This window comes from Fundicoccus culcitae, from assembly GCF_024661895.1.
In the GTDB taxonomy this organism is placed as follows: Bacteria; Bacillota; Bacilli; order Lactobacillales; family Aerococcaceae; genus Fundicoccus_A; species Fundicoccus_A culcitae.
In genome coordinates, this window is sequence record NZ_CP102453.1 from 764,684 (window position 1) to 781,167 (window position 16,484).

Consider the following 16,484-nt stretch of genomic DNA (forward strand, 5'->3'; position numbering starts at 1 on the left):
TTAACAATTACTTTTTTATCCGGATTTTGGGCAGAATCAGGTTATTCTGTCCTTTTTTACTTGGATTTTGGACAGAATCAGGTTATTCTGTCCTTTTTTGATCGAATTTTGGACAGAATCAGGTTATTCTGTCCTTTTTTACTCGAATTTTGGACAGAATAGGCTTACTCTGGTCTTTTCCTAATCTAGCAGGTTAAGACTATTCTGTCTTTTGCTACCCGAGCAGATGACAGATTAGAGCTATTCTGTCTTTTGCTACTTGAGCAGATGACAGATTAGAGCTATTCTGTCTTTTGCTACTTGAGCAGATGACAGATTAGAGCTATTCTGTCTTTTGCTACTTGAGCAGATGACAGATTAGAGCTATTCTGTCTTTTGCTACTTGAGCAGATGACAGAATAGCTTTATTCGGTCACGAAAATGAGTCATTTGATAACCGATTAGCTTTACTTAATGTCTACTCACTCCCAGCTTACGGGTTGCCGGTCGTCGTTTTTGCGGGAAGGCCGCCAATCGCACTTGCCGGATGTCGTCTGAAATCGACGACCGCCTTTTTGGCTTTTACGCCTTAATGCGACGGGTTGGCGGTCGTCGTTTTTGTGGGAAGACCGGCAATCGCACTTGCCGGATGTCGTTTGAAATCGACGACCGCCTTTTTGGGATATATGACGAAAATTATCACGAAGGACTTGTCATTCACCACTCGAAAACGCAGCGCCTACCATCACGCAACTAAGAAGCAGAGATATTTATTCTAAACGACTCCGTGAAACGCATAAAAGCGTTTGACGTCGGGATTCGTTAGTAATGGATGGTGCACTTGGTGCAGGCTGACACCTGGAATACTATTGCCTTCCAGAAGCGAAATGCCCGTATCCGTCAAGACCACATCCCAACCCACGTAATGAATTTGCTTCGTTTGATAGACATAGTTGGCCACATCTAAAACACAGCGTGTCACCTGTTCCCAATTGGGAATGATTCTACCCGTGAGTTGTTTTTTTGTATCTGGATGATTTTCATACCACTGGAGTTGGCCATTTTGCGGAATCATCGCTGCCCGCCCTAACCGACCTGAGACAGGATTAACTGCGACACTCAAGCCTTGGCGACGAAAATTATCGGTTGGGGCAGATAAGTTAGTGCCGACCCGGTAAGTCGATGCTGCAATGAAAGCTTGTTGATTGGCCGGATCAATCATGGTCAACATGCGGATAGTATTGACTGAATTCGGAAACAGTGACTGGGAGAATTGCCCTTGACAAATATATTCCGAAATAAAATAGCCAACTTCTAATGATAATAAATACCGTTGGAACGCTTCTGAAGAGAGCAATTGATCATTCATTCTCACCTTGCCATCTTCCCAATTAACGACCCACACGCCTTGACCTTCCATCCCAAAAATAGGTTTGATGACGACTTTTCGAAGACTATCTGCTTGTAAGTAGTCGACGAGTGTTTTAGCATCATAAAATAATTCCGTGCGTGAAATAAATTCTCTATTTTGGATAATAGCCAAGGTGGCTGGCATTTCAGCTAAGCCCTCTAACATATCCGTGAAAGCTACTTTATTATTTAAAAAGTAAGCCGATTGATGATTTATATCGCGGGTATTCATCGCTTGGTAATCCGATAAATAATAATTAAAATTTTTCATCGTTAAATTATAGAGAATAGTTGACTCTGCGATAAAGCCTTTGGATAACATGAGATATCTGTTTAAACTTATTTGTGGTTGTTTGCGTTGATAATCCGCTTTCAAAAGTGCTATTGGTAATAGTATTTTTCTACGTAAATTATTTGATTGGCTCAACTTTTCTCACACCTTTCTGTCTTAATATAAGTATAACAGTTTAATTAAGAATTTCGAAATGATTAATTAAACTTATTCATTTTATTAATAATTCATATAAGTCTTCTGGGTCTTATATAAGAAAGCGTTTCTAATTGTGTTATAATGTCATTAAGTAGTCTAGTGAGTCACACATATTGTTCAAACAAATACTTTAATTATAATCATTATAATCTAGTTGCTTCATTCAATTTTTTGTGCTAACATTTATATTAGTAGTAGGCGATATTTATTTAAAAGGTTCTATTACGGAAGTTGTTTTCAATAATAAGGAGGAATAAGATGTCTGAAGAAATGAACAAAGATGAAGTTTTGCAGAGTCCAATGGCCAAAAATGGTCTAAAGCCTTATGAAGAAAGTCGCAATCAACGTGTGGGTTCCACAAAAATTGCCCATACACTGGATGGTATTCCGGTAGTTGATAATGATAATACAATGACAGCTGGTCCAAGAGGTCCAATTGTTTTACAAGATACTTGGTTGGTTGAAAAATTGCAATCGTTCTCACGTGAAGTGATTCCAGAGCGTCGTATGCATGCGAAAGGTTCGGGTGCTTTTGGTGTGTTCAAAGTAACCCATGATATTACGCAATATACGCGAGCTAAGCTATTCTCTGAAATTGGTAAAGAAACCGAAATGTTTGCACGTTTCTCGACGGTTGCTGGTGAACGTGGTGCTGCTGATGCTGAACGTGATATTCGTGGTTTTGCCTTGAAGTTTTATACTGAAGAAGGTAACTGGGATTTAGCAGGAAATAATACACCGGTATTCTTCCATAGAGACCCTAAACATTTTATCGACTTGAACCGTGCGGTTAAACGCGACCCGCGCACTAACTTGCGTAGTCCAAATACGAACTGGGATTTCTGGACGTCTCTACCTGAATCATTACATCAAGTAACGATTACGATGAGTGATCGGGGTATTCCGTCTTCTTATCGTTATATGCACGGTTTTAGTTCACATACCTATTCTATGTTCAATGAAGCTAATGAACGTACATGGGTACAGTTCCATTTCCGTAGCCAACAAGGTATTCAAAACTTAACGGATCAAGAAGCTGAACGTGTCGTTGCTGAAGATCGTGAATCACATCAAGCGGATTTGTACAATGCGATTGAACAAGGTGAATTCCCAAGATGGAAAATGTACATTCAAGTCATGACGGAAGAGCAAGCCGATAATATGCCATTCAATCCATTTGATTTAACCAAAGTTTGGCCTAAAAAAGATTTCCCATTGATTGAAGTGGGTGAATTTGAATTAAACCGTAATCCTGAAAACTACTTTGCAGATGTTGAGCAAGCCGCTTTTAATCCAAATGCCCAAGTTCCTGGTATTGGTTTATCACCTGACCGTATGTTACAAGCCCGTTCTTTCTCTTATCAAGATGCGGCTCGTTACCGTCTAGGTGCGAATTACCATCAAATTCCAGTTAACTATCCAAAAGCGGTTAAAGAAGAATTGAACTTTTATGCTCGTGATGGTCAAGGTCGTGTGGATGGAAATGGTGGTTCAACCGTTCATTATACTCCAAACTCATATGGCAACTTAAAATACACTAAAACAAATGAAGAACCGCCTTTAAAAGGTGGCGAAGTGAAATACTATGATTTCCGTGAAGATGATCATGACTATTATTCACAACCCGGCCAATTGTTCCGCGCCATGACGGCTGAGCAACAATTAGTCTTGTTCGAAAACACCGCCCGTAACTTAGGCGATTCAACGATGCAAATCAAACACCGCCATATTAACAATTGCCACCAAGCCGACCCAGCTTATGGTGAAGGTGTCGCAAAAGCGTTAGGTATTGATATTGCGACGGTTGATTTAACACCAACTCCACGTGACTCAGAAGCTGCAAACGATGAAGCAAATGCCCGTGGTTATGAAAACTTAAATTACCCAACTGAACCTGCTAACCCAGAATCAGCGCGTGATTTAGGGATCAATGGTCGCGATACGAATGTGGATCCAAAATCCTTGATTGACCCAATGGATGATCCATTCTTGTTATAAGAACAGATATATAATTAAAACAACCACACCTACTTATGTCTTAAAGTGGGTGTGGTTGTTTTTATACTGTTTTGTGGGTGCGACTGGATTTTTAATCGGCACTCTCCTAGCAGGGATATTTACTAAAAGATACGATTAAGTTGTTGGTTGCTAATTTCCCATTGTTGGTGTGCCATATTATCCATAAAGTATTGGTCATGAGAAGTAAAAATAATAGTACCTTGATAGCTTTTCATGAGTGATTCCAATGCTTCAATAGTTGGAATGTCGATAAAATTAGTTGGTTCATCTAAAATAAGAACATTACTAGCTTTAGTAAATAACTTCGCTAAAACTAATCGCGTGGCTTCACCACCACTTAAGTCACTGATTATTTTATGGGTGACAACTGTTTGATCAAAACCTAGTTTGTTCAAAATACTCCTTATGACACCTTCTTCCATATATGAATCATCTTTAAGAAAGTCAATTACTGGCAAATCATCTTTTAATTGATAAGACATTTGTTGATAAGTAGCAAATACTATTTTGTTAGATAAGATGATACCCTCACCACCATTAAGGATATGTTGCAAAAGCGAAGACTTGCCTGAACCATTTGGACCAATAATTCCGATGCGTTTGCCTAATTCAAATTGAAAATTTGCTTTATCTAGAAGTAAGTGGTCACCTTTCTTAATAGTCACTTCTTCGCCCATAATTGGATATGGATTATGAATTTCTAAGACTTTAGATTTTGGAAACTGTATACTTATTTCAGATAAAGGCTTTGCGACACTTTCTAACTGTTCAGCTCTCTTTTGAATCGCTTTTGCTGATTTGTGGGCAGCTTTTTGGACAGAATCCTTCTGTTTTGACGAAGATAAACGGTCAGGTTTAATAGATTTACCCTTTTGTTTAGCAGTAATAGTTGCTAATTTTTCGGCTTTTTGATGTTTTTGCTTAGCTGCTTGCTCTAAGCGGGTTTTTTCTCGTGTAAAATTTTCAAATGCTTGTTCTTGTTCTATACGTTCTTGTTCTTTTTGAGCTTGATAATCAGAATAGTTACCAGGATAAACCCTAACTTTACCCTCTTTTACTTCCCAAATAGTCGTAACAACTTCATCTAAAAAATACCGATTATGACTAACAACGAGTAATGTCCCATAATAATACTTTAGCTGATTAACAAGAAATTCCACCCCATCTTTATCAAGATGTGTCGTTGGTTCATCTAATAAAATCGCTGGATGATAATTAGAGAGAAACGCCGCTAAACGTAAGCGACTTTGTTGCCCACCACTGAAATCACTCACCGAATGTGAAGGGATTTGTAGTTGTGATAAGTAGAGTGGGTCAATTTGATCATAATTCACTTGTAAATCTTCTGCAATTTGCTCATAATAGGCAAAAGTTGTATTCGTATTTACTTGCCCACTATCTGGTTTTAGTTCTTGAGTTATTAGTTTCAATAGAGTCGATTTACCTGCTCCATTAGGACCGATAATTCCAATTTTTTCATTTTCATAAACCGTTAAATAATCAATTGACAATATATCTTTGCTTAAATAGCTTTTTTCAATTTGATGCATTTCTATAATAAGGTTACTCATAAGATACCTCCTATTTTTTATACCTTTTTTTCATTAAATTAGGCAATAAAAAATACAGGTCAAAGCTTATTGACTTTAATCTGCATAAAGAATCTTATTTACTAAACTATAAAAGGTCAGCATAAATAACCTTTGAAAGTCACTAAGATTTTTAAGCATGGTAAAAAAGCCAATCTTATAAATAAGATTGATCTGCTTTTATTGCCATTCTTAACGTAATCTCATAGATGCTGTCACTTAAAGTGCCTCCTTAATAGTTGTACTAATATTTTACCATCCACTAAATACAAAGGCAAATCCCTGCTAACATTAGCAGGGAATTTGATTAATTAATACCTTTAAGGGCTTCGACCATTTGAATGTTTTTGAGCTTAAAGTGAAAATACAGCATAATCACACTGCTGAATACAATCGTAAAGAGAAAAGCCATCACGTAACTTTCCGGATGAATCACCGTTTGGTAGTAAACCATATCCTCTTCAATGGTTTTCAAAACAATTTGTGTGAAATAGTAACCCAGAAACAAACCAATCAAGGCTCCCGTCATACTTAAAACAAACGACTCCCTGTAAACATAAGCTGAAACTTGCTTCGTTTTCATCCCTAGAACTTTCAAGGTTGCCAATTCACGGTAACGTTCATCAATATTAATCGCCATTAAACTATACAAAACCACACTGGATAAAACAAAAGCAAATACGATTAAAATCACCGTGAGACTACTCATGGATTGCGCATTGTTATTAATTGCTTCCAAATTATCAGAAGTAAATATCACCTGCCTGAAAGCTGGGTTCTCTTCGATCAACGCTTTGTCACTCCTCTGAGCTAGCATAAATAAATAATGCGTAGGTGTCGCGACGTCGTCCGTTAACTTTTGATAAGTCACCTCATTCATAAACACATCATGATTAATATATGAAGTAAATATCGCTGTTATTGGTATTTCCAATGTTTGCTTTCCCCGCCTTAAAAGCAGATGGTCACCTACTGATAAACCAAGAATTTCAGCTAAGCGAATATTAATCGCAACATCCCCCTCTTTAATCGCTAGTGTTTCCCCACTTTCCACATTTTCCAAATGATAGTATGCTTGATAATTTGTAGCGGAATCTAAAACGTTTAATGTCACAAACTGTGTATTCTGCTCAGTGATATTTACTTGAAAGAGTTATTGGTTAATGGGGACAAAGGTTTGAATGGCTGATGTGTTCGTCAAGGCAGATGCGGTTTGGGCATCGATAGGTACTGAGCCGTCAAAGGTTTGAATGTAAGTATATTGACGTTGACCGGTTGCTTTAATGGTGTTTAGCATACCAAACCCCACGACAATCAAAACCGTACACCCCATCATCCCCATAATTGTCATTAAATTACGCGGCAAATAACGGTATAGATTACGAATGGAAATTTTCCATTTAAAACTAATTTTATTCCAAATAATTGGGAAATGCTCGATCCAAATATGGTTGCCTTGTTTGGGCATTTTCGCTAGCAGGAGGTTGGCCGTCTTATCTTTCATTTGGCGATTAATAAGTATCAAAGTCGTTCCGATGGTTGCTAACAGGACAACGCCAAGGGTAACTAACAAGTCGCGATGATTCCAATAAACAACCCTTTCTTTGACAACAAAGTAAGGCAAAATGCCTAAAATCATCCTTGGGATAAACCAAGTGCCACATGCATAACCCAACAAGCAGCCTAATACGGAAACAATGAACGCATAGATGACGTAAATGAATTTTATTTCCCTTTTCAAATAGCCAAGTGCACTTAAGGTTCCCATGGTGTTCCGGCGATCGTTTAGTAATTGTGATAAAACGGCATAAGTCACTAATAGGGCTACCGCAAAAAACAGTGCCCCAAATAAAAAGGCAATCCGACGGATTTGTTTGATAAAACTATCAATGGCTTGATAGCCCATTAAGCTTGACCGTTCATTAACCATATACGTCGGTTCTTCTAGTTGATCGATGTCTAGATTCATCTCATTATGCCAATTGGGCAGGATGGCACGGAAGAGATTGGCCGATTGTTGATAAGGCGTTAGTGTCTTTTTAAGCTCTTGGAGTGCAGCGGCTGGACGGCTCTCCAGCAAGGATTCAAGTTCAGCTTTTAAGATAGTTACCGATGGGTCGGTCGCATAATCGTTCAGCGTCACGGCTATTTCACTATAACGAGTCCCCGTTATCGCTGATGGATTAACTACAGCAAAACCACTCAAACTATGTGCCCCGTCATTCGTGTAACCCCTTTGTCTGCCTAAAAGATACAAAGGTGATTCAACAATGCCAACGATTTTAAAGCTTGTGTTTTGCAATGTCGGTAAGCCTAGTAGAGCCGTGCTTTGATCCGTATTTAATGTCATAGTTTCCCCAAGCTTCAAATCAGGGTATAAATCAATTAATACACGATCAAGGGCAATTTCATTAGCTTGAATGGGTAGAGAACCTTCGACAATTTGCGGTTGATTGATCGATTCGGTTGTCGGTATTACTTTAATAAATGCGTCAGCTATTTGCGCTTCAACCGTTTGAATGGGGTAGGCGTTAATTCCTTCAGCTTTCTTAAGCGTCGCTAAATCCTCATCATTCAACCCATAAGTCGCATAAACAACTAAATCCTGGGCATTAACGTTGTTTAAATAGCGCTCAACGGATAGTTGTAAACTCGACCCCGTATTCAAAATCCCAATAAATATCCCTACCCCTAAGAAGATAATAGCTAGGATCATGCAAAAACGTAGCCAATTCGATGTCATTTCACGCAACGTTAGTCGCCAGATATTTTTTATGGTCATAACATCACCAATCGATTTCTGCAACGGTTAAAGGCTGCGGATTTAGTTCAATCGACTCAATTTTGCCGTCTTTTATGGAAATAACTTTATTCGCAATATTAGCAATACTCGGATTATGCGTAATCACAATAACCGTTGTCGATAATGCTTTATTTTGCTCCAGTAATAATTGCAATATTTGTTGGCCTGTTGCTTTATCTAAAGCACCGGTTGGTTCATCGCATAAGAGTAAGGATGGTTCTTTCACTAAAGCCCGCGCTATCGCCGTTCGTTGCTGTTCCCCACCGGATAGTTGGGCTGGAAAGTTATGCAAGCGATGGCTCAAACCAACAGCCGTTAAATATTTTTGCGCCTGATTGGCTTTATGAGATATTTGTTCACTCATTTCCACATTTTCTAAAACCGTTAAATTAGGAATCAGGTTGTAAAACTGAAAAATAAACCCTACTTTATCGCGTCGATAAATAGCCAAGCCTTCATCATCCAAACGCGAAAGCTCTTGACCTGCAACGATGATTTTCCCTGATGTTAGTTGATCCATGCCACCTAATAGATTTAAAGTAGTCGATTTACCCGCTCCAGAAGGCCCTAAAATAACAACAAACTCGCCAGCTTCAATTTCAAAATCAATGTCTTTATTAGCAAATACAGCCGCTTCACCTATCCCATATACCTTGGTAACATTTTGAAAATCAATATAAGCCATAAGCTGATCCCCCTTGGATGATCAATTTTTTACGATAAAATCCCTTTCATAAAATAAGTGGTTAAGGTTTCTAAAGCTTCCGCATGTGTTGCATCTTGTCTATCTGAAGTGACTTCAATTTTGTATATCAGTTCAATGGCATACCCTAACTTTTGGATGTCACTTTCGGAATATCCTCTCTCAAATAACTTTTTACTGAAAAGCTCAAGTAAAAATGCATGAAAATTATATTTCTCCATCCCTTCAGCGCTGGCATAATAGGATTTTAAGTAAGAAGCTATTGTCGGATTGTACCACTCTTTTAAAATCGCGTTATCTTTAGTTAACTGCTTACTCAAACTAAATATCTCTGCAATTATCTGTAATTCGTCCCCTTCCCAATTAATTTGTTCAATCATTTGTTGTCTCATGCGACTATTTTCATCTTTGTAAACTTCTAAAAAGATCGCTTCTTTTGAGTCGAAATAGCGATAAAAAGTTCCCACAGCCATATTAGCTGCTTGTGTAATTTGTGAAATATTGGTATCTTTGTAGCCTTGCTCTTTAAACAGTTGTGTTGCTGCCGTGAGAATCGATTGATGTTTCTCTTCCATGATAGCCTCCTTTTTTGGTTGTGAATGAATATTTATTTTATTCATTCATTTTAGTTTCAGTTTATCGCTTAATATCTCGCTTGTCAATTAAAACGTGTGCTTTGTCCTTAAAGCAAGAAGTTTATACCCGTTTCAAAATGATTGCCATTTACACAATTTTTCATAAAAAAAGAACAGATTAGAGATAACCTGTTCAAAAATTAGATTCATACAGACACGCTTTGGCAAATTCCTGGTAGACCTATTGTCCGAATCCACAACGATTGACTATAAAAATGGTGCAAATAAACGGGCGATAGGCTGTAACAAACGGGACACAACATATTTGGCCGAAGAATAATCTGATTGATCAGCAGGATTATCTTCGTCGACGGCAACAATTTGTTGACCATAGTCGACTTCAATATTGCTCAGTAATTCGGCTGCTAATGACGGACTATCAAAAATAAACATCGATTCTGTATTCAAATACGCACTCCGACTGTCCATATTAAACGTGCCGATGGCTGAAATCCTTTCGTCAATGATGATTGCTTTAGTATGAAATTGCGCTTCGTTAGGTTGAAATTCATAAATCTGTGTGCCTTGGTCGATTATTTCCTGGCGATTATTTTGATAACCACTATTGGCTATCAAATTGTTAGTTGAAGCCAGGCTATTGGTTAATAGATTCGTCGCAACCTCATCGTCTGGCATTTGTTGTTCCATATCTTCTCGCATTTGAACTGTAGGAATAATATATGGCGTTTGAATAATGATTGATTTTTCCGCTTGCTTAGTCAGCGCCAACAAATATTCCCAAACAACCCCTTCTTTGTAAAACCGTCCAAGGGGATTCGTGACAAAGCTGGCACCACGAACGGGATGGCTCTTAGCATACCACTGTGTTAAATTTGGATCGGCTGTGGTCTTTTGATGTGTTTTTTGAACAAATTCCGCTTGTTGTCGCAAAATTTCTTCCTGTTTACTAGCTGAAAACGTCCTTGTTTGCACAACACTATAATCAGACGTCCATAAATCGGTGAAATGATTCGCTAATTGACTAAGTAAATACGTATCATCTTGACCCGTATCACCTTTAAACACCATCACATCCCGGTCAATCGATAAGCTAGGCACGTCATCAGTAAAGTATTTATCCCCAATATTACGCCCGCCCATCATAGCTACTTCACCATCGACAACAATGATTTTATCGTGCATTCGATTATGCCATGTCCAAGGCTGTAACACATGTAATGGTTCATAAAAAGCAAACTCAATGTTAGGATGCGCCACCAATACTCGATAAATCTCCGGTTCAAAACGAATCCCATTGGCTACCCCATCCATTAAAAAACGCACCTGAACCCCACGATCAGCCGCATCTAACAACAAGCCGACAAACAGATCAACACTTTCACCCCCATGAAAGGCATAATATGCAATATCAATTGTCTCTTGAGCACGACTAATCAAATCAACGCGCGCTTGCCATGCATCACTTGGCCTATCAATCAACGAAACCCGCTCATTGGTTTCCTTAAATTGAATATCAACCGCTTTAGCAGGTTCAGGACGTATTATATAAAAAACCAAGATACCACTGACTAAAACATACACCAAATACACAACGGCTACCACCAGCAACACCTTAAAATATCGCAACTTCGTTCTCCTCTCTAAGTCAAGTCAAAACTTTTATCAATCAAACTACATATCTCTGCTTCACCTACTGTTAGGTCAAGCGGTATTGCTATCCAATGGGTTTTATTCATATGATAAGCGGGTAAGAAGCGTTTATCCTGGTCTAGATAATTTGCAATTATTTCAGGCTGGTTTTTCACCACTAAAATATCCAGTTTTTCTCGCCCTTCTAATCCCAGTTTTTCTCTTTCAACATCCATGATAAGCCCGTACCATTTGCCTGAATGATGTTTCAAAACGGCGTAGTTGGGATATTTATTCCAAAGAAAAGCAGGTTTTGTTTGGTAAGTTTCATCGACATAGTTAAATACGCTGTTTCGATATGAACAAGCTTCCATTCGACCATCCCTTTTTATTTCTTTATAGATATTATACGTTTCAACTCTTAAGATAGAAGGTGTGAAAACTTAAGTTTTTGCAAGGATTTGCGCATGGCTATCTAGGCGTTAGAATTGATCCTTTCTTTATAGATTACTAATACACCTACAACCACAATAAAAACAGCCAAATACCCAAATAAATACCCAAACCGCGTATACACCGTTCTCTCAAAGGCTGGTGCAACCGCAGCCGAAATCATCCCCATCTCATCCGAAGTGCTAGAACTTTCAACTATTATTTCACCAAGCGGATTACTGACATTCAACAAACCTCGGCGAGCACTGCGAGCGATATAAAAGCCATTCTCAATACCCCGCATCACGGCCATTCGCGAATGAAACCAATCATCATCGTAAAAGTCCCAAGCTGGCTCTAACATCAAATCAACTTCAGCGTCTCCATAAGCACGAATTGTATCAGGAAAATCCATGTCTTTACAAATTGCGACCCCAATCTTATGACCACGAAAATCAATAACTAAGGGTTCACTACCTACTTCAAAATGATCTTCGTATCCTGGAATCATATGAATCTTATCGTAAGAATATACTTCATCGGCAGTCACAAAATAAGCTCGATTATAAGCCGCATCAGCATGCACTTCGTCGACACCTATGAGCACCGCAGCATCCACCTTTTTTGCTAGCACTTGAATCTCATCCAGCAAGATACCCACATCTTCCTCATTCAATTCAAACAATTTCTCAGCTAGAATAAAAATATCATATGAATTCTCTGAGCTTTCGATGGTCTCACGATAATATGACCAAACTTCATCCCAATCCGCATCACTACTTTCAAACCGATCCGTCGCCATCACATTCAGTCGGAGTGTGGGCTCTTGCACATTCCCAGAAGCCTGTCCATTTAAAAACATAAGCCCTACCAGCACTACCAACCCTACAACCAGCCCCAAATGTTTCTCAATCAATAGAACTGCTACAAGACTTCCCATCAAAAATAGCCCAAAGACAATGAAGGGGACGCCTCCAAAGCGTGCTAACTGAACCATTGGTGAAAAATCCATTTGACTATAAGCCATTGAACCACCGGAACCATGGGGTGAAAATAGTATCATTATTAAATCTACTGCGGCAGCTAAAGCAGGCACAAAGAGTAACAGCAGGTATTTATTTAGGTGTTTAAAAGCTTGGGAAAAGAGGTAGGCAAAAAGGGCGTACTGGAGCGATCGCAGGGCTGTTAAGAGCAAGGCAACGGTGATATTGGAGAGTTGCAACAGGTATAAAAAGAGCGAGAGTGAGCTGATAAAACCAGCGATTAACCCTAAAAGCGCAGCTTTATGTGGCAGATTTTTAAAAGACAGGTAAATAAAAGCAATGACAGCCAGCCAGCTAACCCAAAATATGGGACGTAAGGAGTGGGCATTGGCTAACAAAATACCCGTTATAACAGTAAAAAGCAACCATCTAATGTTCTTATTCATAAAACACGCTCCTAGGCTTTGATGAACTACTTGATTTGATTTTACCAAAAGAAAAACAGACTTGCGAACAAGTCTGTCTCTTACAGCCTAAAAACCATAAATGGAATCTTGGGCTTCACGGATTTTTTGCTGAACTTCCGCCATTAGCATAGTATCTTCAACCAAGCGATCAATTCTAAACAAAACATCATCATTTATAATTTTTTTACGATAAAAATCCATATCTTCAATAAATACGTAAGTTTGCACAATTTGAGCTTTCATATAAGCTAAAATGGGTTTTAGTTGATGATCAGCAATCAAAAAGTGCTTGCTTGAACCGGCCGTTACAATAATGCTGACCACTTTATCTCTAAAGGCATTTTCAGGTAGCAAATCAAAGATATTTTTTAGGGTTGCAGGGATTGAGGCTTGAAATATAGGAGTCCCAATAATGATGGCATCAGCGGCCATCAAGGTTTCTGTGACCATTTTTGTATCATCTTCATAATCCATATAATTGCGTCCATCACTAAAAACCACATCCACCTCCGCCAAATCAATCAAAGTAGTTATCGCATCAGGATATTTTTCATTAATGACTTGCATCGTATAATCCATCGCAATACGGGTCTTTGTGCCCATATTTGAAGCCGATATTCCTACTACTTTCATACACAACCTCCTTATTTTTTCGTATGTTTTTTCACTTCAGGCATAATTTTAGTGGCAATCAATTCAATATTTTTCTTAATTTGATCCATAGGCATACCACCAATATCAATTTCACCCAAGAAACGTTGGTGTCCATACATTTCATATTGATACAAAATTTTATCAATAATTTGTTGGGGCGAACCGACCATTAGGGCATCTCGGTAATCAGGGGCAGCTGCAAATTGTTGTTTTGGATAGGGTTCACCTTTCAATTGCAACATGGCTGAACTTAAATGCGGGTAAAACTCACGTAAAGCTGTTTGGGTATCCTCTGCCACATACATTAAACTGGTTGTAGCAATCGGAAGTGTTGCGGTATCAAAACCTGCTTCTTGAGCTGCTCTGCGATAACCATCCACGGCTGGTTTAAATGCTGTAGACGGTCCACCTAAAGTGGTCAACGTCATGGGTGCTCCAGCGTAACCGGCTTTTATTGCTGAAGCAGCTGGTCCACCAACTGCCCGCCAAATAGGTAATGACCCATTGAGTGGCTGAGGCAGGATCTCCGCGTCATTTAAAGGCGCACGAAAATTACCATACCAAGTAACCCGTTCTTCCTGGTTCAACTTTAATAATAATTCAAACTTTTCTTCAAATATTTCTTCATAATCACGAATATCGACACCTAATAAATCATATGCCCCCAAACGTGAACCCCGTCCAGCGATGATCTCAGCCCGTCCATTAGAAATCAAATCCAAGGTGGCAAAATCCTCATACACTCGCACTGGATCCGAGGTACTTAATACCGTCGCTGAAGAAGCTATTTTAATTTTAGTCGTTGCTTGTGCAATTGCTCCTAAAATAACCGTATGTGCCTGCGTGGTAAATAGCCGTTGATGACTCTCCCCTACTGCCACGACATCTAGCCCTGCCTCTTCGGCAAATTTGGCTGTTTCAATAATTTCTAAAATTCGTTGTTGCGCTGAAATCCTCTCACCTGTTAAGGGATTTCTTAAATGTTCCCCAATGGTATAAAGACCTATCTCCATCCCATTGGCAGGATTAATCCGATATGCTTCCATCAACTGCCTCCTTTATTGTTTCGCTTTGGCATTCAAACCCATTTTTTTTAACAAATTAGTTAGTTGTAGTTTTTCTGACTCCGTTAACACTTCAAAATTTTCGCGTATCACCGCTACATGTTTAGGAAATACTTCATTAAACAAAGCTTCCCCCTGCTCCGTCAAAACAACTTTACAGTAGCGTTTGTTGTCTTCATCCAACTCACGCACAACCACACCTAACTTTTCCAGCTTATTTACCACATAAGTAATACTCCCACTTGGAATACTAAGCTTTTCACTCAAAGTCTGTATATATTGCGGTCCTTTACTATAAATCATTTCCATGACCATAAAATTCTCAAGGGTTAATTCATGCGATGCGATATCTTTTTTCACATTTTCAAAAAGGGATTTCGACGCATTTAACCAAGTCCGAAATAACCGCAAATCTACCTGTGCATCATCCATCTTAAAACCCCCTAACTAGCTATCTATGCTTCATCATCTTCAACATTAAACATTGGGAACCGTTGGTATTGTTTAGCTTTTTCAATCACTAATTTACTGGAAGTAATATCTTCACCCGCTTCATTTACCACCGTCACACTTGTCATCGTAGAGATAACTTGACCACGAATTTCTTGCAAGTATGCTTGTCTTAATTCATCTCTTTCAACTATTTCTTCAGGTGTCAAACCTACTTCACGATTTTTTGCAGCGAGTTCATTGATTCTTGGCAAAATTGCAATCATATTCATTCTCCTTTTATCTCATTATTTTTTCATCCTATAAATAGGATATCTATATCCTAACATTAGGATGAACAATTGTCAAGTGATTGTTTGAATGAGTGTTTCAGAGATTTATATTATATCGTAAATTTTCATACTAAACGCTATAAGCTGTAGTAGTGTACTCATTAATTTGTTAAAATAGTATTATCACTAAAGTATTTTTCATTATACTTTCTAATAATTGAGGTGTTTCAATGGATTTAAAACTAACGGAGACTGATAAAAAAATATTAAATTCTTATGGAATTCTAGCGGAAGGTTTGAGTAATTTTCTCGGAAGCGCATATGAAATTGTCTTACATAGTTTAGAAGATTATGATCATTCAGCGATTAAAGTGTTCAATGGTTTTCATACTAATAGATCAGTAGGGGCACCAATTACTAATTTAGCTTTAACCATGTTAGAAGAGATTAAAGAATCACAACGACAAAATAATTCCTATCGATCAGATGTAACTTATTTTGTTGAAAACAGTCGAGGAGAACCAATGAAATCAACTACTATCGCCGTTTATGGTGAAAATGAAAGAGTTATCGGCTTATTATGTATTAACTTTTTTTTAAATACTCCTTTTAATGATATTATTCAATCATTTTCTAATTCAAACCAAACTTCATTGGTTTCTAATACTTTTTTTGATGAACAAGAAGAGTTTGTATCTGACAGTAGAGAAACAATAAATAAACGAATTTTAAAAACACAAGAAGAAGTTCTACAGGATACAACTGTCTCAACGTCAAACAAAAACAAAGAAATCATTTCACGTTTATATGATAATGGCGTTTTTAATTTCAAAGACGCAGTTACGATTACTGCTGATTTATTGAACATAAGTAAAAACACTGTTTACTTACATCTAAGGTCAACGAAAGAATAAAAAAAGTATCCTCGAACGTTCGTTGTTCGA

The 16,484-nt window shown here is 38.2% G+C and carries 16 protein-coding genes; 3 read left to right on the forward strand and 13 right to left on the reverse strand.

The window, feature by feature from the left end:
- The first annotated feature begins 526 nt into the window (after positions 1-526).
- Positions 527-736 carry a hypothetical protein gene (locus NRE15_RS03555; RefSeq protein WP_313794242.1) on the forward strand — a complete coding sequence of 70 codons (210 nt, stop codon included), beginning with the start codon at positions 527-529 and terminating at the stop codon, positions 734-736.
- An 18-nt stretch (positions 737-754) separates the two neighbouring features.
- Here NRE15_RS03555 and NRE15_RS03560 read toward each other — a convergent pair whose 3' ends face one another.
- A complete protein-coding gene (locus NRE15_RS03560; RefSeq protein WP_313794243.1) occupies positions 755-1,816 on the reverse strand; it encodes a sugar-transfer associated ATP-grasp domain-containing protein in 1,062 nt (353 codons plus the stop codon).
- A 321-nt stretch (positions 1,817-2,137) separates the two neighbouring features.
- Between NRE15_RS03560 and NRE15_RS03565 the strand changes: the two genes are divergently transcribed.
- Positions 2,138-3,877 (forward strand): catalase, encoded by a 1,740-nt coding sequence (locus NRE15_RS03565; RefSeq protein WP_313794244.1) that lies wholly within the window; start codon positions 2,138-2,140, stop codon positions 3,875-3,877.
- 122 nt (positions 3,878-3,999) lie between these two features.
- Here NRE15_RS03565 and abc-f read toward each other — a convergent pair whose 3' ends face one another.
- From abc-f to NRE15_RS03625, 12 genes are all read right to left on the reverse strand, one after another.
- A complete protein-coding gene (gene abc-f / locus NRE15_RS03570) occupies positions 4,000-5,469 on the reverse strand; it encodes a ribosomal protection-like ABC-F family protein (protein ID WP_313794245.1) in 1,470 nt (489 codons plus the stop codon).
- 325 nt (positions 5,470-5,794) lie between these two features.
- A complete protein-coding gene (locus NRE15_RS03575; protein WP_313794246.1) occupies positions 5,795-6,601 on the reverse strand; it encodes an ABC transporter permease in 807 nt (268 codons plus the stop codon).
- A gap of 39 nt (positions 6,602-6,640) precedes the next feature.
- Positions 6,641-8,269: an ABC transporter permease gene (locus NRE15_RS03580; RefSeq protein WP_313794247.1), complete on the reverse strand. Its 1,629-nt coding sequence runs from the start codon at positions 8,267-8,269 to the stop codon at positions 6,641-6,643.
- Positions 8,270-8,273: 4 nt separating this feature from the next.
- Positions 8,274-8,975 carry an ABC transporter ATP-binding protein gene (locus NRE15_RS03585; RefSeq protein ID WP_313794248.1) on the reverse strand — a complete coding sequence of 234 codons (702 nt, stop codon included), beginning with the start codon at positions 8,973-8,975 and terminating at the stop codon, positions 8,274-8,276.
- Positions 8,976-9,004: 29 nt separating this feature from the next.
- Positions 9,005-9,568: a TetR/AcrR family transcriptional regulator gene (locus NRE15_RS03590; RefSeq protein ID WP_313794249.1), complete on the reverse strand. Its 564-nt coding sequence runs from the start codon at positions 9,566-9,568 to the stop codon at positions 9,005-9,007.
- A 267-nt stretch (positions 9,569-9,835) separates the two neighbouring features.
- Entirely contained in the window at positions 9,836-11,215 is a 1,380-nt protein-coding gene (locus NRE15_RS03595; RefSeq protein ID WP_313794250.1) for a phospholipase D-like domain-containing protein, read from the reverse strand.
- Positions 11,216-11,229: 14 nt separating this feature from the next.
- A complete protein-coding gene (locus tag NRE15_RS03600) occupies positions 11,230-11,592 on the reverse strand; it encodes an MmcQ/YjbR family DNA-binding protein (protein ID WP_313794251.1) in 363 nt (120 codons plus the stop codon).
- A gap of 101 nt (positions 11,593-11,693) precedes the next feature.
- Positions 11,694-13,079, reverse strand: a complete 1,386-nt coding sequence (locus NRE15_RS03605) for a carbon-nitrogen hydrolase family protein (protein ID WP_313794252.1) — start codon at positions 13,077-13,079, stop codon at positions 11,694-11,696.
- A gap of 87 nt (positions 13,080-13,166) precedes the next feature.
- Complete coding sequence (locus tag NRE15_RS03610) at positions 13,167-13,733, reverse strand: NADPH-dependent FMN reductase (RefSeq protein WP_313794253.1); 567 nt, start codon at positions 13,731-13,733, stop codon at positions 13,167-13,169.
- Between the two features lie 11 nt (positions 13,734-13,744).
- Positions 13,745-14,800 (reverse strand): LLM class flavin-dependent oxidoreductase, encoded by a 1,056-nt coding sequence (locus NRE15_RS03615; protein WP_313794254.1) that lies wholly within the window; start codon positions 14,798-14,800, stop codon positions 13,745-13,747.
- Between the two features lie 12 nt (positions 14,801-14,812).
- Positions 14,813-15,250, reverse strand: a complete 438-nt coding sequence (locus NRE15_RS03620) for a MarR family winged helix-turn-helix transcriptional regulator (RefSeq protein ID WP_313794255.1) — start codon at positions 15,248-15,250, stop codon at positions 14,813-14,815.
- A gap of 23 nt (positions 15,251-15,273) precedes the next feature.
- Positions 15,274-15,534, reverse strand: a complete 261-nt coding sequence (locus NRE15_RS03625; RefSeq protein WP_313794256.1) for a DUF896 domain-containing protein — start codon at positions 15,532-15,534, stop codon at positions 15,274-15,276.
- A 236-nt stretch (positions 15,535-15,770) separates the two neighbouring features.
- Here NRE15_RS03625 and NRE15_RS03630 point away from each other — a divergent pair, with 236 nt between their 5' ends.
- Entirely contained in the window at positions 15,771-16,454 is a 684-nt protein-coding gene (locus tag NRE15_RS03630; protein WP_313794257.1) for a helix-turn-helix transcriptional regulator, read from the forward strand.
- Positions 16,455-16,484 lie beyond the last annotated feature (30 nt).

Bases quoted from the DNA above. Each gene is read 5' to 3' on its own strand.
- NRE15_RS03590 (WP_313794249.1), bottom strand. From the start codon at position 9,568: ATGGAAGAGAAACATCAATCGATTCTCACGGCAGCAACACAACTGTTT.
- NRE15_RS03630 (WP_313794257.1), top strand. From the start codon at position 15,771: ATGGATTTAAAACTAACGGAGACTGATAAAAAAATATTAAATTCTTAT.
- NRE15_RS03620 (WP_313794255.1), bottom strand. From the start codon at position 15,250: ATGGATGATGCACAGGTAGATTTGCGGTTATTTCGGACTTGGTTAAAT.
- NRE15_RS03625 (WP_313794256.1), bottom strand. From the start codon at position 15,534: ATGATTGCAATTTTGCCAAGAATCAATGAACTCGCTGCAAAAAATCGT.
- NRE15_RS03585 (WP_313794248.1), bottom strand. From the start codon at position 8,975: ATGGCTTATATTGATTTTCAAAATGTTACCAAGGTATATGGGATAGGT.
- NRE15_RS03565 (WP_313794244.1), top strand. From the start codon at position 2,138: ATGTCTGAAGAAATGAACAAAGATGAAGTTTTGCAGAGTCCAATGGCC.
- NRE15_RS03555 (WP_313794242.1), top strand. From the start codon at position 527: ATGTCGTCTGAAATCGACGACCGCCTTTTTGGCTTTTACGCCTTAATG.
- abc-f (WP_313794245.1), bottom strand. From the start codon at position 5,469: ATGAGTAACCTTATTATAGAAATGCATCAAATTGAAAAAAGCTATTTA.
- NRE15_RS03600 (WP_313794251.1), bottom strand. From the start codon at position 11,592: ATGGAAGCTTGTTCATATCGAAACAGCGTATTTAACTATGTCGATGAA.
- NRE15_RS03580 (WP_313794247.1), bottom strand. From the start codon at position 8,269: ATGACCATAAAAAATATCTGGCGACTAACGTTGCGTGAAATGACATCG.
- NRE15_RS03610 (WP_313794253.1), bottom strand. From the start codon at position 13,733: ATGAAAGTAGTAGGAATATCGGCTTCAAATATGGGCACAAAGACCCGT.
- NRE15_RS03615 (WP_313794254.1), bottom strand. From the start codon at position 14,800: ATGGAAGCATATCGGATTAATCCTGCCAATGGGATGGAGATAGGTCTT.
- NRE15_RS03605 (WP_313794252.1), bottom strand. From the start codon at position 13,079: ATGAATAAGAACATTAGATGGTTGCTTTTTACTGTTATAACGGGTATT.